17 protein-coding genes and 1 pseudogene are annotated in these 19,472 nt (G+C 43.1%); 6 read left to right on the top strand and 12 right to left on the bottom strand.

What is annotated here, in order from left to right:
* Positions 1–96: 96 nt before the first annotated feature.
* The 9 genes from D5F11_RS22055 to D5F11_RS22020 form a co-directional block, all read right to left on the bottom strand.
* Positions 97–969 carry a Cof-type HAD-IIB family hydrolase gene (locus D5F11_RS22055; protein ID WP_120118203.1) on the bottom strand — a complete coding sequence of 291 codons (873 nt, stop codon included), beginning with the start codon at positions 967–969 and terminating at the stop codon, positions 97–99.
* A 475-nt stretch (positions 970–1,444) separates the two neighbouring features.
* Positions 1,445–1,642: a hypothetical protein gene (locus D5F11_RS22050; protein ID WP_120118204.1), complete on the bottom strand. Its 198-nt coding sequence runs from the start codon at positions 1,640–1,642 to the stop codon at positions 1,445–1,447.
* A 140-nt stretch (positions 1,643–1,782) separates the two neighbouring features.
* Positions 1,783–3,918 carry a DNA helicase RecQ gene (gene recQ, locus D5F11_RS22045; RefSeq protein ID WP_120118205.1) on the bottom strand — a complete coding sequence of 712 codons (2,136 nt, stop codon included), beginning with the start codon at positions 3,916–3,918 and terminating at the stop codon, positions 1,783–1,785.
* Positions 3,919–4,478: 560 nt separating this feature from the next.
* On the bottom strand, positions 4,479–5,420 hold the full coding sequence (locus D5F11_RS22040) for an L-threonine 3-dehydrogenase (protein ID WP_120118206.1): 942 nt from the start codon (positions 5,418–5,420) through the stop codon (positions 4,479–4,481).
* A 239-nt stretch (positions 5,421–5,659) separates the two neighbouring features.
* Positions 5,660–6,847 carry a glycine C-acetyltransferase gene (locus D5F11_RS22035; RefSeq protein WP_120118207.1) on the bottom strand — a complete coding sequence of 396 codons (1,188 nt, stop codon included), beginning with the start codon at positions 6,845–6,847 and terminating at the stop codon, positions 5,660–5,662.
* 44 nt (positions 6,848–6,891) lie between these two features.
* On the bottom strand, positions 6,892–7,047 hold the full coding sequence (locus tag D5F11_RS26930) for a hypothetical protein (RefSeq protein ID WP_185830854.1): 156 nt from the start codon (positions 7,045–7,047) through the stop codon (positions 6,892–6,894).
* A 232-nt stretch (positions 7,048–7,279) separates the two neighbouring features.
* A complete protein-coding gene (locus D5F11_RS22030; RefSeq protein ID WP_120118208.1) occupies positions 7,280–8,374 on the bottom strand; it encodes a PRK06851 family protein in 1,095 nt (364 codons plus the stop codon).
* 98 nt (positions 8,375–8,472) lie between these two features.
* On the bottom strand, positions 8,473–8,655 hold the full coding sequence (locus D5F11_RS22025; protein WP_120118209.1) for an SE1832 family protein: 183 nt from the start codon (positions 8,653–8,655) through the stop codon (positions 8,473–8,475).
* A gap of 56 nt (positions 8,656–8,711) precedes the next feature.
* Entirely contained in the window at positions 8,712–9,935 is a 1,224-nt protein-coding gene (locus D5F11_RS22020) for a CynX/NimT family MFS transporter (protein ID WP_120118210.1), read from the bottom strand.
* Positions 9,936–10,091: 156 nt separating this feature from the next.
* Here D5F11_RS22020 and D5F11_RS27585 point away from each other — a divergent pair.
* Positions 10,092–10,250: pseudogene (locus D5F11_RS27585) on the top strand (NAD(P)H-quinone oxidoreductase); the annotation flags it as partial.
* Between the two features lie 49 nt (positions 10,251–10,299).
* Here D5F11_RS27585 and D5F11_RS27580 read toward each other — a convergent pair.
* Positions 10,300–10,638 (bottom strand): hypothetical protein, encoded by a 339-nt coding sequence (locus tag D5F11_RS27580; RefSeq protein WP_245998294.1) that lies wholly within the window; start codon positions 10,636–10,638, stop codon positions 10,300–10,302.
* Positions 10,639–10,665: 27 nt separating this feature from the next.
* On the opposite strand from D5F11_RS27580, the gene D5F11_RS28245 reads away from it, so the two are divergent.
* Positions 10,666–10,902, top strand: coding sequence for a zinc-binding dehydrogenase (locus tag D5F11_RS28245; protein WP_120118251.1), 237 nt, complete (start codon positions 10,666–10,668; stop codon positions 10,900–10,902).
* A 38-nt stretch (positions 10,903–10,940) separates the two neighbouring features.
* Positions 10,941–11,744: a YihY/virulence factor BrkB family protein gene (locus D5F11_RS22005; RefSeq protein ID WP_120118212.1), complete on the top strand. Its 804-nt coding sequence runs from the start codon at positions 10,941–10,943 to the stop codon at positions 11,742–11,744.
* Here D5F11_RS22005 and D5F11_RS22000 read toward each other — a convergent pair.
* Together D5F11_RS22000 and D5F11_RS21995 are read right to left on the bottom strand one after the other, a co-directional pair.
* Positions 11,725–13,314 (bottom strand): bifunctional metallophosphatase/5'-nucleotidase, encoded by a 1,590-nt coding sequence (locus tag D5F11_RS22000; protein WP_120118213.1) that lies wholly within the window; start codon positions 13,312–13,314, stop codon positions 11,725–11,727. The two genes, D5F11_RS22005 and D5F11_RS22000, sit on opposite strands and share 20 nt — an antisense overlap.
* A 95-nt stretch (positions 13,315–13,409) precedes the next feature.
* The gene (locus D5F11_RS21995; protein ID WP_126646658.1) at positions 13,410–14,330 is read right to left on the bottom strand and encodes a S66 peptidase family protein; all 921 of its coding nucleotides are present in this window, start codon (positions 14,328–14,330) and stop codon (positions 13,410–13,412) included.
* Between the two features lie 171 nt (positions 14,331–14,501).
* On the opposite strand from D5F11_RS21995, the gene D5F11_RS21990 reads away from it, so the two are divergent.
* The 3 genes from D5F11_RS21990 to D5F11_RS21980 all read left to right on the top strand — a co-directional run bounded on the left by D5F11_RS21990 (position 14,502) and on the right by D5F11_RS21980 (position 19,336).
* Positions 14,502–15,257 (top strand): AAA family ATPase, encoded by a 756-nt coding sequence (locus D5F11_RS21990; protein WP_244862008.1) that lies wholly within the window; start codon positions 14,502–14,504, stop codon positions 15,255–15,257.
* 70 nt (positions 15,258–15,327) lie between these two features.
* Complete coding sequence (locus D5F11_RS21985; RefSeq protein WP_120118216.1) at positions 15,328–16,923, top strand: acetolactate synthase large subunit; 1,596 nt, start codon at positions 15,328–15,330, stop codon at positions 16,921–16,923.
* A gap of 1,027 nt (positions 16,924–17,950) precedes the next feature.
* Positions 17,951–19,336, top strand: coding sequence for a M28 family peptidase (locus tag D5F11_RS21980; RefSeq protein ID WP_120118217.1), 1,386 nt, complete (start codon positions 17,951–17,953; stop codon positions 19,334–19,336).
* Positions 19,337–19,472 lie beyond the last annotated feature (136 nt).

The following is a 19,472-nucleotide window of genomic DNA, read 5'->3' as shown; positions in this document are numbered from 1 at the left end:
CCAGCCCACCAGCTGCATAATAAAAACTCTAACTTTTAGGGGTAACCACCAGGTTTTTAAATTTGATTTCATGCGGTCTATTTATTTTTATAGGGTTTAGGATATCGCCATTTCCTCGAGAACTCTGTATATCACTTCGGCTACCCCGTTTTCTGTATTCAACCCCGTAACATAGCAGCAGGACTCTTTGATTTCTGTTTCGGCATTTCCCATGGCAACCGAATGCCCAACCAATTCCAACATCGATAAATCATTGTAATTATCACCAAAAGCCATCGTCTCTTCTAGGGAAATTCCCCGCTTTTCCGTATAACGCTTTAAGGCATTTCCTTTTTTTGCATCCTTGTGGGTGATTTCAATGTTCTGGCGTCCGGAAGCTGTCACTGTGATCCCATCAATTTGTTCAAGCCGCTTGCTTACATTAACAAGCAGCGATTGGTCCCTTGAAAAACCGAAAAATTTATAGGTGGTAATGTCCTCCACTCCAAAAACACCATCGAAATCATTTACTATCTTGATCAGACGTTTTTCAAACCGCTTTTCAACCCTTTTTCTTAACTCCGAAACTTCTATAGAAGGATTGGCAGTAAGGTAAATGTCCATGACAGCCTGGATTCCTTTTTCATAATTTGTTGTATAAGTCCCATTACTCGTATAAAGCTCATAGTACATGTCTGCATTATCGAGTACATAAGCTACTTTTTCCGCTGTCATTTCATCTAACCCAATACCAAATTCAATATTCCCTTCTTCGTCCCGGATTTCTGCACCGTTCAGACAGATTGCAGGACACCGAATGTCAACTTTATTCAAAACATAACGCAGGTCATGGTAGGAGCGCCCTGTCGCAACAAGAAAATCAAGCCCCTGTTCTTGGGCCGCCTGGATTGCAAGCTTATTTTCTTCACTTACCTCCTGACTAGCATTGAGCAGTGTTCCATCCATATCGGTGGCGATACATTTAATCAATGTCATGTCTCCTTCTCTTTAGGCTTTTCCGTCCTCTGATATTGGCATGTATTCTAGCGAAAAAACGGAAAAAATGCAACGAAACCTACTTTGCAAAGTTTTCATCTGGATATTAACTTTCATTCTATGCGGGAAGCAGGTGAAACATGCTGCATATTCGATCTTTAATATGCGAAATGGTATCATCTTGAACCTATTATATTTTAATCATACAAAAAAGGATTAAAACAACATGAATCTTGTTGCAAACACTCAATCTAACGTTGAGTGGAATCCTAAGTGCCTGGGCTCAACAATTGATTAATCATTTGATTAAAGCCTCTTAATTTTGATTCACCACTGCTAATCCACGCGATAAAGATAACTCCACCTACTCATTCCCACTAATCAAACGTTTGATTAAGAAATCTGAGGTCCACACTCCCCTGATANTGCTAATCCACGCGATAAAGATAACTCCACCTACTCATTCCCACTAATCAAACGTTTGATTAAGAAATCTGAGGTCCACACTCCCCTGATAATCAAATGCGCCTTGGCGTATTTGCGCCCAGATTTTATCGAGCTCAGCTCGATAAATTTCCTCTAAAAATATGTGGCATCCGCCGGAGGCTTTTACTGTATTCAGCCGGGGTTTGAACCCCCACTGAATGGAATACCAATATGCTTTCATCTCACCACTTATAAAAGTGGGAGATTTCTGCTGAATGAAGTTAAAGCACTTCTACTCTGGCCACTTCGGTTAATCAATCGTTTGATTAACTCCTAAGAAAGACCCGCCAAAACGATGCATAAGTGGTTTGGCGGGTTATTTTACGCTTTCTGTTTTTCTAAATAAGCTCTAATCATGAAAAAACTGATTTCCTCTGATAGAAGTTCTTTGATCGGCGTTAATCTCTCCATCCCTACTTGTTCAACTGCCTCCCGAATAAATGGCTCAAATTCAGAGGGAACAAAGCGGGACCAATCCACTTCCAACCCATCGCCCGGACATTTTAACAAATGTCCCTCAATGGTTCTTTCCGTCACGCCGCGTTCAGCGGCAATTTCCGCAATGGAGAGGCCCTCCTCCAACAACCGATAAGTTACATGATGGCTAGGTTCCTTGTTTAAAGTTCTCTCTGATTGCTTTTTGGGTGCCTGTCCAACTGGAAGACTCATTTCCGTCCTTTCTATCCCCTGCTCCTCACAATACTGATTTATTGCTTTTAGAAAAGCCGGCCCGTACGCCTCCAGCTTCCTCTCTCCAACACCCTTAATTTGCATTAGCTCCACCTCGTTTCTTGGAAGTAATGCACTCATTTCTTTTAACGTCACATCTGAAAAAATGATGTATGGCGGAACATTTTCTCCATCAGCAATCTCTTTTCTAAGTTTGCGCAGCAACTCAAACAGCATGTTGTCTTCCACAATTTGTGTAATACGCACATTTTCCTTCTTCGTCACTTTTTCTTTTCCGCGCAAAACATCCCCAGCTATTTCGGTCAACATCAATATGGGGTAAGACCCATCAGTAGGACGTAAATACCCCTCTGCCGTTAAAAAGTCGATGAACTCCATTGTCTCCTTCTGGGTCTTATTTTTCATAATTCCATAGGTAGACAGTTGGTCAAAGCCGAAGCTTCGTATTTTTTGGTCCGAGGAACCGGTCAGCACTTTAGCAATCATCGTTTTCCCAAATCTCTCATTCATTCGCCTAATACAAGATAAAACCATTTGGGCATCAACGGTCACATCAACTTGTTCCCTATCATCGGTACAGTTACCGCATTTTCCACAAACAGGAGCATCTTCCTCGCCAAAATAGTGCAGAATATACTGCTGCAAACAAGACTCTGTATGGCCATAGGCAACCATTTTTCTCAGTTTACCAAACTCATTTTCCTTACGCTGTTCATCCATTTCAGACTGGTCAATGAGAAATGATTGGATATGGCTGTCCTGGGGAGCGAAAAGCAGAATGCAATCACTTTCTTCCCCATCTCTCCCTGCCCTGCCTGCCTCCTGATAATAGGACTCCATATTGCGCGGTATCTGATAATGGATCACAAACCTGACGTTCGATTTATTGATACCCATTCCAAAGGCATTTGTAGCAATCATCACATCAAGATCATCATATAGAAATTTTTCCTGGTAAATCCCGCGGCTATTTTCTGATAATCCTGCATGGTACTTCCCTACCGCAATTCCTTTAGCTTTCAGTAAATGATATAACCGCTCCACTTCTTTCCTGGTCGCCGCATAAACAATTCCAGCTTGTCCTGAATTTTTTCGGATATAATCAATTAAAAACAGATCGCGGTCCTGCCCTTTTACGACATGAAAGTGGAGGTTTTCCCTTTCAAATCCCGTGACTATCGTATTATCCGCACTAATATCCAAAAGCTGGCGGATATCTTCACGCACCTGCGGAGTAGCTGTTGCAGTCAATGCCAATACCGTCGGTTTTGGCTTGATTCTATTGATTAATTTTCGGATCAGTAAATAACTCGGTCGAAAATCATGGCCCCACTGCGAAATACAATGCGCCTCGTCTATCGCGACTAGCGAAACATGGACTTCCTTAAGGAGTCTTAAGAAATAGTCGGTTTCCAATCTCTCAGGTGCAATATAAACCAACTTATATTTACCGTTATATAAACCCGACATCCGCTCCCGCATTTCTGATCCTGCAACGGTGCTGTTAATAAAAGTAGAGGGGATACCTGCCTTTTCCAGTGCATCCACTTGATCCTTCATCAGCGAGATCAATGGAGAAATAACAATTGTGATTCCGCGCAGCGATAAGGCGGGAATCTGGTAACAGAGGGACTTGCCGCCTCCTGTCGGCATAATACCCAGAGTATCCTTACCCTCCAGCACTTTTTGAATGATTGTATCCTGCCCCGATCGAAAATCGTCAAATCCAAAGTAAGACTGCAGAAAGCCCTTTGCCTTCGTCAACAATGCTACAGACCTCCTGAATTTTTGTAGAGTAAAGAAAGTATAACTTGCTATGGAAAAATTTAATTAAAAGAAGCTTTTCTTTGTCCAGCTTCGACGGACAGGGACGTCCTAGTGCAAGCGAAGCGAAAGGACGTCGCGTTCTGAGCCTGCCGACGGACAGGGACGCCCTAGTGCAAGCAAAGCGAAAGGACGTCGCGTTCTGAGCCTGCCGACGGACAGGGACGCCCTAGTGCAAGCAAAGCGAAAGGACGTCGCGGCTTAAAGCCGCCAGCGCCTAGCCCCGCAAGGATCAAGCCGCTTCACTGTGGCGGCTCAAGTACTACCCTCCTCGGGATTCGTCTTGTTTGCCCGCGCTGATCAAGTCGCTTACGCTTTTCTTTGTCCAGCTCCAGCGCCTAGCCCCTCGAGGTCACAAGCCGTTTCCCTGTGGTGGCTCAAGTACTGCCTCCTCGGGATTCGTCTTGTGCTGGTCGGGGCTGATCAAGGCGCTTCCGCTTTTCTAGATAGTCTCAGTATATCAAAACAAAGAGCCTTCCTGCTATAAACACAGGAGGCTCGAATCATTTATCTTTAATTTTTTCTAGCATATCTGCAGTCATTTCAGTTAAACCGAATCCTGTCTTAAATCCCCAATCCCGTCTAGCAGCTGAGTCATCCAAAGAGTCTGGCCAACTGTCAGCTATCGCCTGCCGGATGGGGTCAATTTTATAATTAATGACAAATGAAGGGATATGCCTTTTAATTTCATTGCCGATATCCTCAGGCGTAATATTCATTGCCGTTATATTATAGGAGTTTCGAAATGTTAGATTGTTAAGGTCAGCCTCCATGAGGTGTACGATGGCATTCAGAGCATCTGGCATATACATCATGTCTAAACAAGTATTGGGACCGACAAAACAGGTATAGCTTTTATTCCGGGTCGCTTCATAATAGATTTCCACGGCATAATCTGTTGTACCACCTCCCGGAGGAGCCATGTGTGAGACAAGTCCGGGAAATCGGACACCCCGTGTATCTACGCCGTATTTATGAAAATAGTAATCACAAAGAAGTTCGCCTGCAACTTTATTGATTCCGTACATGGTAGATGGTCGCTGGATCGTGATCTGGGGCGTTTGCTGCTTCGGTGTCTCAGGGCCAAAAGCACCAATGGAGCTGGGTACAAAAACTTTCAGACCAAGCTCTCGCGCAGCCTCCAGCACATTGATAAGACCACCCATGTTGAGATTCCATGCCCGCAGCGGCTTCATCTCCCCTGAAGCGGAAAGCAATGCAGCCAGGTGAATGACTGTATCCACCTCATATGTCTTAGCTGTTTTCCATACCTCATTGCCATCCATAACATCCAGCACTATAAAAGTGCCTGATTCGACCACTTCGTTGTTCAGACGGCGGATATCCGATGCAATGACATTGTTGTCCCCATACTCGTGACGAAGTTTCATGACGAGCTCTGAGCCAATCTGCCCCAAGGAACCAGTCACCAAGATCTTTTTCATTGTATTGCCTCCTGGTACAAACGATGTGCTGTCGTGAACCTTCTTGAATGAATCAAATGCGCCTTGGCGTATTTGCGCCCAGATTTTATCGAGCTCTGCTCGATAAATTTCCTCTGAAAATTGGTGGCATCCGCCGGAGGCTTTTACTGTATTCAGCCGGGGTTTGAACCCCACTGAATGGAATACCTACATGCTTTCATCTCACCACTTATAGAAGTGGAGACTTCTGCTGAATGAAGTTAAATGACCCCCATTTCCTTTCCCACTTTTTCATAGACTGCAACCGCCCGGTCCAGCATCTCCTTCGTATGAGCTGCTGTCGGCATATTCCTCACACGCCCCGTCCCCTTTGGAACAGTAGGAAAAACAATCGATTTTGCGTAAACTCCCTCAGCAAAAAGAAGCTTGCTAAACATCTGAGTTGTTTTCTCCTCCCCGATAATGCAAGGCGTTATAGGGGTTTCGCTGTGACCAATATCAAATCCCAGCTTCTTCAGGCCACTTTTTAAGTAATCTGCGTTTTCCCATAAGCGTTCACAAAGCTCCGTACTTTCCATCATCAGCTCAATCGCTTTTGTCGCTGCCGCTGCGTCTGCAGGTGTAACGGCAGTAGAGAATAAAAATGGCCGAGATCTGACTTTAAGCCAATCAATCAGCGATTTTTTTCCTGCAACATAACCACCTACAACACCGATTGCTTTTGAAAGAGTACCAATTTGAAAATCTATCTTTTCCTGAAGACCAAAATGTTTTACCGTACCCGCTCCCTTTCCAAGGACTCCCGATCCATGCGCGTCATCAACATATGTGATTAAATTGTATTTTTCAGCGATTTCGGCGATTTCCGGCAGTTTGGCAACGTCTCCATCCATCGAAAAAACACCGTCGGTTATCACCATGATTTTATTGTAGCTTCCCAATTCCTTTGCAGCCTTTGCCTTCTTGAGCAAATCATCCATGTCTGAATGGCTGAAACGGATGATCTTCGCCCGCGAAAGACGGCAGCCGTCAATAATGGAAGCATGATTCAACTCATCTGATAAAATGGCATCATTTTGATTCATTACTGCCGAAATGGCCGCCATATTACAATTAAATCCTGATTGATAGGAGATGGCAGCCTCCGTCCCTTTAAAAGCGGCAAGTGTCTCTTCCAGCTTTTCGTGGACTTTAAGTGTCCCATTGATAGGGCGAACTGCCCCTGCTCCCACTCCCCACTTCCTAACCGCATCCGTTACCGCATCTTTCAATCTCTCATCCGTTGCCAAGCCGAGATAATTATTGGACGAAAGATTGATTTGCTCTTCCCCATTAATTCTGATAATGGGACCATTTGGCGTTTCAACCGTGTCTATTTCATTGTATAGGCCTTGGCTATGAAGCTCAGTCAAATTCTCCGTTAAAAATTGCTGCAGCACTTTCGACATATCGACTCCTCCGTCATAGGAATTTATAAATATGTTTGTACTTTTCAAAAAGACACACGCCAAAATGACTCAAATTCTCTATCAAATGCGCCTTGGCGTATTTGCGCCCAGACTTTATCGAGCTCCGCTCGATAATTTCCTCTGAAAATCTTTGACATCCGCCGAAGTGAACTCCCACTGAATGAAATACCAATATGCATTCATCTCACCACTTACTGAAGTGGGAGACTTCTGCTGAATGAAGTTAAATATAATGTATATTATGTTTATTTAGAGAGGACAGCGTTTATGTCATATAAAAATGCAGACGCCTGCCAGGCACTTGAAAACAATGCCTTGTGGCGAGGCCATTCATACCAAAAAATCAGTTGCACCTAATACCTCCTTAATCTGAAACAGAAAAAAACCTCTTCGGTTTTTTTCGAAGAGGCTCTAGTCTTTTGCAAGCAGCTTGATTTCTTTTTCAATATCATAAAATATTTCATCAATCAGTGAATGTTCCAATTTGTCCTGATAAATCGATTCCAACCGATCATTGATACGCTTTGCTTCAGCGAGATAGTTCTTTCCGGCGTCCATTTGTTCCCGGTATTGCCCTTCAATTTCTGCAATTTCATTCGCATACAATTCATCAGTTCCAGGTGCTACCGCCAATTCATACATATCAATCACTTCATCTCCCCTACGGGAAGGAAAATACTCATGCGGCTGAGTACTGTCAAACACTGCCCACCCAAGCTCTCTGACAACAACCATATCCAGACTGGCAGGATCAAATCCACAGTGATAGATTTCCAAATTGTAGCCTCTTTTTTCAGCTTCCATAACAAGCTTTTTCAAAACAGTGGATTTTCCTGTTCCTGCTCGCCCCTTTAAAAAATATCTCGCTTCCAAGCCAGATGTAATATTATCTACAAAATCGACTGGCCCTTTTGGAGTTGCCGCACCGAGAAACCGGCGTTTGGTTGTTCGATCTTGTCGGGGCGAATCTTTTAAAAACAGCTTCGTAACAAGGCGATTTGTCACTTCATCCGCCTTTAAAAAGTCCATCCGGTCAATATAAAGCTTCTCCCATTTATCATGGACCCGTAATCCTGCTGCGTATGATTGATAGGCATTTTCCAGAGCACGCCCTCTCTTTTCTGTTAGTTGTGCAATATCCTTTTTTGCTGCAACTTCTAGGGAAGAGAGGGACATTACGTCCAGATCGACCGTCTCCCACCTGTCACCAACAAACTCCTTCCCGATCTCACGTGGAAAATCACCGTCAACAATCCCGAATCCGAGCTCCCGTATAATCAGTCCCTCCAACGAATCAGGATCATTTGGGGAATGAAGAGCCTCAAGATTTACATTTTTTCCGATCCATTCATTCATCAGCTTGTGAATTAAGATCTTTTTCTCCAAACTTGACTTCCCTGATAGAATAAAGACACGGTTCAGTCCGCGCAAATTTGAATCATACAAATGACTAAAACCCTTTGCTGTATTACCGCCGGCAAAATAACGCAAGACATTTCCGCTCACATTGTCACCCTCAATACTATTACTTTATTCTTTTCTTCAGCCTATGCTTTGGGTGAATGGAAGGTACTTATTTTTTGGAGAAAACTGGGCGGGTACCTTTAATCGCTTAGCTCATCAAGCTTTTTATATAAGATTTTCAGTTCTTCTTCGATTTCCATAAGCTGCTTTTCAAGCGGATGCAATATCCCCTTTACATACTCAAGCTTTTCCAAATCATGCTGAAGCCTGACATAATCCGCTTTTAAATCCGCGATTTTATATTCGATTTCCGACTTTTTCATTTTAAAACCTCCTTTTTTTAAAAAATAAAAAGTTAGTGTTCAAAATTCGCCGATAATCATTTAGTGACTCTTTGAACACCCTCTTCAAGCACATATTTGTTTCTTGCTGCTCCAAAGCCTGAAACAGTCATAAAAATAGCAACAATCATAAGTGTCAAAATCGGCAGGAGCCATGAATGGGTATGATCAAATTCGTAGCCGATTAACGTCGGACCGACAGCAGCCAGAGAATACCCAAGGGATTGGGCCATTCCCGACAAGCGGGAAGCATCCATAACATCTTTGGCCCGCAATACGAGAAACGTCAAGGCCAGGCTGAAACCGGCACCTTGAGCTATCCCGACCAAGACAACCCATAAATAGATGAGGGGGCCTCCCCCAAACAGCAGTCCTGTAAAAGAAATCAGATAGATAGTTCCCAATCCCAACACAAGCCCTCTTTGATTGTTCATTTTTCCTGCAACAACAGGAATGATGAAGGAAGCCGGCAGACCAGCAAACTGTACGATCGACAACATCCAGCCGGAAGATGACCGGGTGAAACCATGGCTATATAAAATTTCCGGAAGCCATGTAATCAAGCAGTAAAAAATAAGGGACTGCAACCCCATGAAAAATGCAACTTGCCATGCAAGCTTGGACTTCAGAAGCGAATTTCCGTATTTGATAATCTTTACTCTTCCTTCAGGCACTTTAGGCTTTCTGATCTGGGGAGCCCAAATAAGAAATGCAGCCAAAGCCAAATAAGCCCACGTCAAAAGAGAATCTTCCCATCCCCAGCCAAATTTTTCAATAAGGGGAATACTGATTCCTGATGCGATAGCAGCCGATATGCCGAGAGACGTTGAATATACCGCAGTCATTAGGGTGGCTTTATTAGGGAACTTCATCTTAACAATTCCCGGAAGAAGTACATTGCCCACAGCTATCCCGATTCCGGCTACAGCCGTCCCGACAAATAAAAGGGAAATGCTTCCCATGGAACGGATGACAATGCCAGCGCCGATCAGAGCGACACCCAACAGAATCGTCAATTCATTTCCGATTTTCTGGCCGATTTTCGGAGCAAACGGTGACAAAACCGCAAAAGCAATTAACGGTAGGGTCGTCAGGGAGCCAGCCAGCCCATTGGAAAGCTCCAAATCGTTCCGTATCAGGCTTACGAGCGGTCCAACCGAAGTGATGGCGGGGCGTAAATTAAAGGCTATGAACACAATTCCAACAATAAGAAAAAGTTTTTGGGCCAATGTCCGTTTTTTAGCTAACACGCGAAATTCCATTCTTATCTACCCCATCTATTAGTAAATCTGTAAAAAAGAGTTACACCTTATTACGATAACAGTGACGCACCAATTTTACATGAAAAACAGATGATATGAAAGGAGATGAAACTGTTGAAATCGATTATTGTAGATAAGGTACCCTAGAACTGAAGATTGGACGATCCAAAGAGCCAACCATTGCTGATACTGATAAAGGTAAAGGCTACAGCACTTAACCAGGCGGATCTTCTTCAAAAACGAGGACTGTACCCTCCTCCTACGGGAGCTTCAGATATTCTTGGTCTGGGAGCGAGCGGGACAATTGAAAAGATCGCTCAAAACGTCAAAGGCCGGAAAATAGGGGACCGTATCTGCGCTCTGCTCACTGGCGGAGGATACGCGGAGTCGAGGCAGCGGCAATCCAGCTGGCACGAGAAGCAGGAGCCAATATCATCGTTACAGTGGGATCGGGAGAAAAACATCGATTCTCTTGACATGGATGGAAGGATGAACTTGATTGGAACAATGGGAAGAGCAAAAGTCCCGGACGACAACTTGCTAAAAATAATATATCAAATGCGCCTTGGCGTATTTGCGCCCAGATTTTATCGAGCTCCGCTCGATAAATTTCCTCTGAAAATCTGTGGCATCCGCCGGAGGCTTTAACTTTATTCAGCCGGGGTTTGAACCCCCACTTAATGAAATACCAATATGCATTCATCTCACCACTTACTGAAGTGGGAGACTTCTGCTGAATGAAGTTAAAAGAATACAGATAATCGACACCGCGCTTCGTTCCCAATCAGTTGAAAGGAAAGCAACACTGACAAAGTCTTTTTCTGAGTTTACCATTGAAAGATTCCGTGACGGTAAGCTCAAGCCTGTCATTGATTCGATTTGGGATTGGGGAGACGCCAATAAGGCCCATGCGCCCATGACGGAAAATAAAAATGTAGGGAAAATAATTTTAATGATAAGGGAATAATGTAAAATAAAACACGGCTCATCCAGGGGAGGATGGAAATGAGGTTCATTTTATATATTTTCAAACGTTTTTTTGTAGACCGTTTTCATGACCAATCTGCCCAAATGGCTTATTTTTTCATGTTATCCATCTTCCCTTTTCTTATCTTTGTTCTTTCCCTTCTGAGCTTTTTCCCGATCTATTCGACAGATGTATTGTCTGCCATCAAACAATTCGCTCCCAAAGGAAGCTACGCACTTATCGAAAACAATATCATCCTCATTTTTGACAGACAAAGTACAAGGCTCGCCTCATTCAGCTTGATTTCCTCCTTTTGGATTTCCTCCATGGCTGTCCAATCTATTGTGAGAGCAATGAATGATGCGTACGGAATCATTAGAAAGGAAGGGTTTTTTTTAGCTCTAGGCAAAGATTTATTTTTAACAGCCATCCTGATGATCACTTTGACTATCTCACTTCTCGTACCCATCGGAGAAGAGATCGGGCGGGTGTTCTTATCCTCCCGCCTCGATATGCCTTTAATTTTTTATGAGTCATGGTTTTTGATCAAATGGGGTATTGGCACCATTTATTTATTTTTCTTCTTTCTTCTTGTTTATAGATTGGTGCCCAGCGGAAAAATCCCTTTTTCATCAGTTCTCCCAGGAGCCATCTTTGCAACAGTCGGCTGGCAAGGCGCTTCAATTGGATTTTCGTATTATGTGTCGTATATCAACTATTCCCAGCTCTATGGCCAACTCGGTAGCATCATCGTATTGATGATCTGGTTTTATTTGACAGCTGCCGTACTCCTGACCGGAGGATTAATTAATGCTTCTTTCTTCAGTTCGAACCATGAATAACTTTCCAATTGCCGTTCACCGTCGCCTTTACTGTCTTTTCCCTGAGAAAATAATTGGCGATCAGCTCGGACATATCGATTTGTATTTCTTTTATGACAGGCTTTCCTTGGTACATAAAATATTGTCCGCCACCTCCCGCCCGGTAATTGCTCATGACAACGTCATATGATCGATCAGGTAAAACAGGCACCGCTTGGCACTCAAGTCTGACAACTCTTTCTCCTTCTGGCTTGGAAATATCGATTATATACTCGATTCCTTCCCACATATCATAATTATAATGCTGAGGCTTTGGCGTGGTAAATGCCGGGTTCACTTCTATTTCTTTACCGTTATATGGCATGAAGTAAGAAGCTGAACGCTCCAAGGCATCTCTCATATCTTTACCTGAGATACGGACAACCTTCAATGTATTTGGATAAATATAGTTAGAGACAACATCACGCATCGTCACATTTGTTGGGAACCCCGGAGATTCGTTGTCAAACAAAGCTGTAGTTGAAATATCCACCCCGGCAGCGTCCATCTGTACCTTATTAATAAATTCGATGAGTGCATTATCTTTCAACCTGATTTGCATGGCATCCTCCACCAGCATATTCCCTTCTATTTTGCCAATTGGCTGATCCAGCCATGCCTGTGTATGCCTCTCGTATATTTCTACTTTATCAAGCAGAGACTGATCTTCCGGCACATCTTTAACAGACAACAGCTCAGAATCTTTACTGACCGTCTTCCACTTCCCTCCAACCTTTTCAAGCTTCAAAACAGCCTTCCCAAGAAAGGAGCCTGAACTGCCCGACTGAAGAACAATGACTTCGTTCAGCTCTTTTCCATAAATTTTTCGGTGTTGGTGGCCCGTTAAAAGAACATCAATGCCCGGCACCTCTATGCATAAGCGATAGCCTTGATTTTCCCTAGTAATTTTTTCAATGGGTTCACCCGTGTCTAAATCCCTTTCAAAGCCGCCATGATATGATACAACGACGATATCAGCCTGCTCTTCTTCTTTTAAAAACGGTACCCACTTTTTCGCCGTTTTCACAGGATCAGCAAATTGCAATCCCACAATATTTTCTGGTTTTTCCCAGTACGGTATGTAGGGAGTCGTTAATCCTAATACAGCCACCTTCAGGTCATCATCAAACTTTTTTATCATATATGGCTTTCCAAAATATGGAGTTTGATCAGCTTCATTTAAAATATTTGCTGAGAGCCAAGGGTATTTCGCCTGTTTTACGGCAGCCTCCAAATTTTCCAACCCATAATTGAATTCATGGTTTCCAAACACCCCTGCGTCATATTTCATTTCGTTTAATACCGCCACCATGGGGTTCGGAAGATGACTATGTTCATCTGATCGAACATAATGGTAAGTCATTGGCGTTCCCTGAATCAGGTCGCCATTATCGATTAAAAGCACGTTATTATTTTGACTCCGTTCCTTTTTCACAAGGGTCGAAATTTTCCCCAGTCCAATGTCAGCGTAGGCATTGGTCCCGTAATGAATAGGAAAAATATTTCCATGAACATCGCTTGTCTGCAAAATCACCAAGTTTGTTGTCGTCATCGGTAATGCCTGCTCCTAACCTATCAAGATATTAGTGAAAATTAAGAAATTACCCATATCTTATACTGGAAAATACCGTATGGCAAGAACTCTGCCTACTGTATGATGCCCTCTTTGATTACAAATTCTCCCCTGTCGGCATCAATTTCCACAAAGGCTCCCAGTGGCAGGGAAATCATTGGGCTGCAATGTCCCGCTCTTAAATTGAATAGCACCGGCTTTCCGAATGGTTCGAGCATCTCCTTAAATAGGTCTTTGATGTTAAAATTCGAATCAGAATAGCATCCAGACCAAGTTCCGAGAACAATCCCTTCCGCTTCTGAAAATTTTCCTCCTAACGCAAGCTGCGTCATCATCCTATCCAGCTTGTAAGGCTCCTCATTTATTTCTTCTAGGATTAAAATTTTTCCTTTTGTGTCTATTTCATAAGGCGTTCCCATCAATGCGGAAAGAAGGCTCAAGTTCCCTCCTATGAGTATTCCGCCTGCCCTTCCAGGGATCACCCCTTCCATCTTTTCTCCGGGAGGATTACACACTCTCTCTAATGAAGTATCACCTTTCAATAACCGATAGAGGTCTTCTTTGGTAAATGAATCCGCGTCAATTAAATCTGAAGCGGGCATCGGACCGTGAATTGATGGAATTCCGCAGCATTGCTGAAGGAAAAGGTGCAAAGCAGTGATATCACTATAGCCGACCAACAGTTTCGGATTTCTTTTAATTAATTCTCGGTTAAGAAGAGGTAGGATCTGTGTTGACCCATAACCGCCCCGCAAGCAAAAAATAGCCTTTATCTCCTGATTGGCAAACATGTCGTTTAATTCTGAAGCTCGCTTTTGAGGCGCTCCTGCTAAATACCCCCTATAGTTCATACTGCACGTCTCCCCTACCACTACAATAAAACCTAGTTCTTCCAGTGCTAAGATTGCCTTTTTCAATTGCTCGTGGCTAACAGGTCCTGCGGATGCCGTGAGTCCAACAATATCATTTGACTTAAGTCCTTTAACCTTTTGCATTTCCAATTTCCTCACCTCTATTGAAATATTTTTAAATGTCGATTATTCCCGAGGAAATACACATATCATTGTCGATTATTCCCGAGGAAATAATATTAAGGTATTTCCTTATCAAATTTTTGCTTCTAATAAGGTAAGATGATAGAAACAATTATTTTGGAGCGGATAATAGTGAAATTAAATCAATCCAATCAATATATAAAGAGGGTCAAATTATTGAATGATGACATACCATCAAAAAATGAATATCCCTTTTGCCTTCCAGCAATTGAATCACTCACAGAACTCCCCTTGCATCCTCAAGTAACTTATATTGTTGGTGAAAATGGGATGGGGAAGTCAACTTTAATTGAAGCCATCGCCATCTCTGCTGGATTCAATCCTGAGGGCGGCTCCTTCAACTTCAATTTTTCAACCCACGATTCACACTCAGAATTAGAGCAGTATCTTCGGTTGATAAAAGGGGTGCTAAAACCAAAAGATGGTTTCTTTCTTCGGGCAGAATCGTTCTACAATGTAGCAACAAATATTGAAGAACTTGATAATGAACCTGGTGGCCCGCGTGTCATTGATCAGTTTGGGGGAGTTTCTCTTCATGAGCAATCACATGGAGAGTCCTTCTTTGCCGCCTTCACAAATCGTTTTAAGGGGAAAGGCCTTTATATCATGGATGAACCTGAGGCAGCATTATCCCCTTTAAGACAATTATCAATGCTGTCTCGGATCAATGAACTTGTTAGTCAATCATCCCAGTTCATTATTGCCACGCATTCTCCGATCATCATGGCATACCCTGATGCCTTATTGTATGAGTTCACAAGGGAAGGGATAAAGAAAACGACACTTGAAAACACGGAGCACTTTCGTCTCATGAAACAATTTTTCGATGATAAAGAACGTATGCTTTTCCATTTATTTAAACATTGAGGGTGTAGCACTCATATTTTTAACATCAATGGCCAAAGCTAACACTAACTTTTTCCTGCGGAGGATATTGATGAAAGCAACAGATGTATTGGTACAGTGTTTGGAAAACGAAGGTGTTGAGTATGTCTTTGGGATTGTTGGAAAGGAGACCCTTGACCTGGTTGAGTCCATATCCCGATCCCAACAAATCCAATTTATTCCGGTTAGACATGAACAAGGAGCGGCTTTTATGGCAGGCGTTTACGGAAAGCTTGCCAAAAGACCGGGGGTTTGCACAGCTACGCTGGGCCCCGGAGCAGGTAACCTGTTAACAGGGTTGGCTACAGCTCAGCTTGATGGTTCCCCCGTAGTTGCCATTGCAGGGCAAGCCGGGCTCGGCATGCAACATAAGCATTCACATCAGTTTATTGAGATGACTGATGTCATGGAGCCTGTCACAAAATGGTCAGCCCAAATCAAAGAAGCCGATACGATACCTGAAATGATTCGGAAAGCCTTTAAGACTGCATATGAAGGAAAGCACGGAGCAGTATTCCTTGAGTTGCCTGAAAATCTGGCAGTCAAACCGGTCCCACCAAAGGTTTTGCCGATCATGAATGAACAGCCTGTTCTTCCTTCCCTACAAACCATCCAGTGTGCCATTTCCAGTCTCAAACAAAGTGAAAGACCGTTTGTAATCATTGGCCAAAAAGTAATAAAACAGGAGGCCTGTGCGGAAGTACTCGCCTTTATATCAAAACTTCAGGCTCCCGTCACTCACTCTTTTATGGCAAAAGGGGTGTTGCCAAAAGACGCTCCCAATAATTATTTTACGTTTGGATTCAATGAAAATGATCTAGTCTTATCAGGAATTGATGAGGCTGATCTATTGATTGTCATAGGGTTTGATACAATAGAAAGACTCCCAAAAGAATGGAACCGCAGGCGGATTCCCATCTTACATATCGACTCGGAATTGCCGGAGCCGGATGAGTACTATCCGGTGGCAACCCAAGTCATGGGGCATATCAAAAACTCATTGCAAATGCTAAATAGTCTAGATGTCCCTGTAAAAAGTTGGGTTCCGTCAGGCAATCTGAAAAAGAACATTGAACAGTCATATCAAATCACCTTAGAATTTAGCAACATCGCTCAATCGCCCTTGAGTATAGAAAAAATCCTTCATATTATTGAAAAACAAACATCTGACAATGCTGTTGTTGTTTCTGATGTAGGAGCGCACAAAATATCAATCGCCCGGACATACCAGCCGAAAGAGCCTGGAAGTCTGATCATTTCAAACGGGCTTGCTTCCATGGGAATCGCAATCCCCGGATCGATTGGTGCTAAGCTCGCCTGTCCCAACGCACCTGTGATTTGCATTACTGGGGATGGTGGGGCAATGATGACATTTTCCGAGCTGGAGGTAGCCAAAAGAATCGGGCTTCCAGTGGTTATTATCGTATTGAACGACCAAGTATTAAAACTTGAACAAAAAATGATGAACAAGAAATTCGGAAAGAGTTTCAATGTAACGTTTGGAAATCCAGACTTTCTAATCCTTGCAGATAGCTTTGGCATAAAAGGTTTTAGGCCGGAGTCAATGAGAGATTTTGAAGAAGTGTTTCAAACAGCTATTTCATTGCAGGAGCCGGTTTTATTTGATATACAGTTACCCCATTCTTAAGCATCAAGAATATCCCCCATCAAATAATCATAAACAAGATGATTATTTGATGGGGGATATATGAGGCGAAGAGATCTCTTTACCACCTGGATATAAATATAGAGATTTTTGCTAAAGGATTAAATATGCCTATCAATTTCTCCTTAACAGAAGAATGGAAAATGCGTGTAGCTGATACAGGAGTCGCAAGTGGCAACGTAACATGCAAGTGGTAGAAGAAGATTTCCATCCACCGCTGATGGGAATCACAACGACAACGGAAAGATTTATATTGCCTACCTCGCATTTGTGACTGTTGTACAAAAAGACGGATCTCAAAAAAACATTCTTTCCGGATTCCCGAGTTTGGCGGCCATCACAACCTTGTCATTTTGGGGCCTGATGGAAAAATGTACTTAAGAGACTGCCATCAATTACGATGTTGTCGGGGCGGACATTCGGTGGCCCGAGCCGTATTCCTTCATTCACATTATCCAAGTGATTTATCTCATTGCCGGGAGAGAACTTTGAGCTTAAAACCTGCTGGAAGTAGTAACAGGCGCCGATTCCCCTTTTTTGCTGTTCATAAACAGGGATGTCTGTTTAGAAACTGGGGGAAGTGGTTTGGAAAGACCCATCATTGTCATATTTGAGAGAAATAGCGAAATGTATGATCGCCGATTTTTCAACTCATCACCCAAAAAAGGACAAGGGCCCTTTTGATCCAAATATAGGCGTGATTTGGAAGATCACTAAGCAAATATCCTTTTTTATTCGATGGAGGGGAGAGCCGCTTCCGAATTAACTGATTGAGAGAATATTAACTGAATGCGCCGCTATTTAATGTAAAATAAGCCTTTATATACAAGCTACATTATTAAAACAATGTGTGATAGCCTAAGTAAATGACTAGAATTACCATTCCCCCTTGTTTTTTACTTCAAAAGACCTGATTTTATAATAGGACTATATCCACTTCCTGAATAATCTAAAAAATTAATATAATTAGTATAGTAATATATTAAATTTTTAGGAGGCTTAATTCAAAATGGTACCTAGAAAAAAAACATTTACAGCTCTTTTAATGGCCACCGCTTTAGCAATCGGAGTCCCCGCCGCTTTAGCCAAAGAACCTTCTGCTCCTCCAGCGCAGGCACAAAAAGCTTTTGATAATAAAATTATCAAAAAGATCCGTGCTGATAACATGTATAATCATATTGCAAAACTGGCTGCAGAACCACGTGTAGCTGGCTCGGAGGCTGAGTGGAAAGCTGTCCAATACATTGAGGATAAATTCTCTTCCTATGGTTATGAAACGGAAATTCAGCCGTTTACGTTTGAAAACTATTATGCTCCCAAGGTATTTGTTACAGCAAATGAACAGACCCTGTCATCCAACAGTTTCACTTATACACCAAACGGAGTTGTAACTGCGGATTTGGTATATGCGGGGCTTGGACGGGCTTCAGATGTGGAAGGCATGGATATGGGTGGTAAAGTTGCCTTAGTTCAAAGGGGAGAAATTTCTTTTGCAGAAAAGGTATTGAATGCTGCCAAAGCAGGAGCTTCCGCCGTGATCATTTTTAATAATGAATCAGGTGTAATAAATGGAACACTGGGAGAAGTAAATGATAACTACGTACCAGCTGTCGCACTTTCTCAGACAGACGGTGAAATACTGAGATCTGCATTAGCGGAAGGTCAAACCATTTCTGTTACAGTCAGTGTTACTGATGGGCGGATCGTTGAGGAAACATCTCATAATGTAATCGCCGTCAAAAAGCCGACACAGAAAAATAAAGCAACAGACAAAATCGTTGTTGTAGGTGCACATCACGACTCTGTCCCTGGAGCACCAGGTGCGAACGACGATGCTTCCGGGGTTGCAGCCTCCCTTGAATTGGCACGTGTAATGGCCAATATGCCGACTGACACGGAAATCCGCTTTGTCACCTTTGGTGCTGAAGAGCTTGGATTGATTGGCTCTTATGAGTATGTGGATTCCCTTGCACAGAATGAGCGAGACCGGATTGTTGGAATGTGGCAAATGGATATGGTCGGAAGCCGAGATGCAGGAGAGTTGGTCATGTTTACTGTGGACGGAGAGAAAAACATAGTTACTGACCTGTCAGCCTCTGCCGGAGTAAGAACTGGTACTCCTTTAACGTACGGACAGGAAGGCCGGAGTGACCATGTTCCTTTCTATGAAGCAGGCATTCCAGCAGCATTGTTCATCCATAACCCTGTAGAGCCTTGGTACCATACGCCTGATGATTCGCTTGATAAGATCAGCAAGGAAAAACTTCAAGAGACTGCTGAAATTGTGGGTGCAGCAGTCTACCACGTTGCCCGTCCTGACACACCTGCACTAGAAAGAGCCAGAGTGGCACCTAAACCCGTTGACTACGAGAAAATTGTCGGTGGATTGCAATAGGAAAAGCGGAAGCTCTCGATTAGCGACGTACAGACTGGAATTCCTTCGACGAGATAAAGGAAACACGGCAATGCCTCAGGCGAGCCGATGTTGACTTATCGTAGGAGAAGGAACGAAGTCTGCTAGTCGATAGGCA

This window comes from Siminovitchia terrae (assembly GCF_003605405.2).
Lineage (GTDB): Bacteria > Bacillota > Bacilli > Bacillales > Bacillaceae_C > Siminovitchia > Siminovitchia terrae.
The sequence above is the reverse complement of the archived record's forward strand: the minus strand, read 5'-3'. Positions and strand labels throughout refer to the sequence as shown.

Bases quoted from the DNA above. Each gene is read 5' to 3' on its own strand.
- D5F11_RS22050 (WP_120118204.1), bottom strand. From the start codon at position 1,642: ATGAAAGCATATTGGTATTCCATTCAGTGGGGGTTCAAACCCCGGCTG.
- D5F11_RS22040 (WP_120118206.1), bottom strand. From the start codon at position 5,420: ATGAAAAAGATCTTGGTGACTGGTTCCTTGGGGCAGATTGGCTCAGAG.
- D5F11_RS22035 (WP_120118207.1), bottom strand. From the start codon at position 6,847: ATGTCGAAAGTGCTGCAGCAATTTTTAACGGAGAATTTGACTGAGCTT.
- D5F11_RS26930 (WP_185830854.1), bottom strand. From the start codon at position 7,047: ATGCATATTGGTATTTCATTCAGTGGGAGTTCACTTCGGCGGATGTCA.
- D5F11_RS22025 (WP_120118209.1), bottom strand. From the start codon at position 8,655: ATGAAAAAGTCGGAAATCGAATATAAAATCGCGGATTTAAAAGCGGAT.
- D5F11_RS22020 (WP_120118210.1), bottom strand. From the start codon at position 9,935: ATGGAATTTCGCGTGTTAGCTAAAAAACGGACATTGGCCCAAAAACTT.
- D5F11_RS27580 (WP_245998294.1), bottom strand. From the start codon at position 10,638: ATGAATGCATATTGGTATTTCATTAAGTGGGGGTTCAAACCCCGGCTG.
- D5F11_RS22005 (WP_120118212.1), top strand. From the start codon at position 10,941: ATGAGGTTCATTTTATATATTTTCAAACGTTTTTTTGTAGACCGTTTT.
- D5F11_RS22000 (WP_120118213.1), bottom strand. From the start codon at position 13,314: ATGACGACAACAAACTTGGTGATTTTGCAGACAAGCGATGTTCATGGA.
- D5F11_RS21995 (WP_126646658.1), bottom strand. From the start codon at position 14,330: ATGCAAAAGGTTAAAGGACTTAAGTCAAATGATATTGTTGGACTCACG.
- D5F11_RS21985 (WP_120118216.1), top strand. From the start codon at position 15,328: ATGAAAGCAACAGATGTATTGGTACAGTGTTTGGAAAACGAAGGTGTT.
- D5F11_RS21980 (WP_120118217.1), top strand. From the start codon at position 17,951: ATGGTACCTAGAAAAAAAACATTTACAGCTCTTTTAATGGCCACCGCT.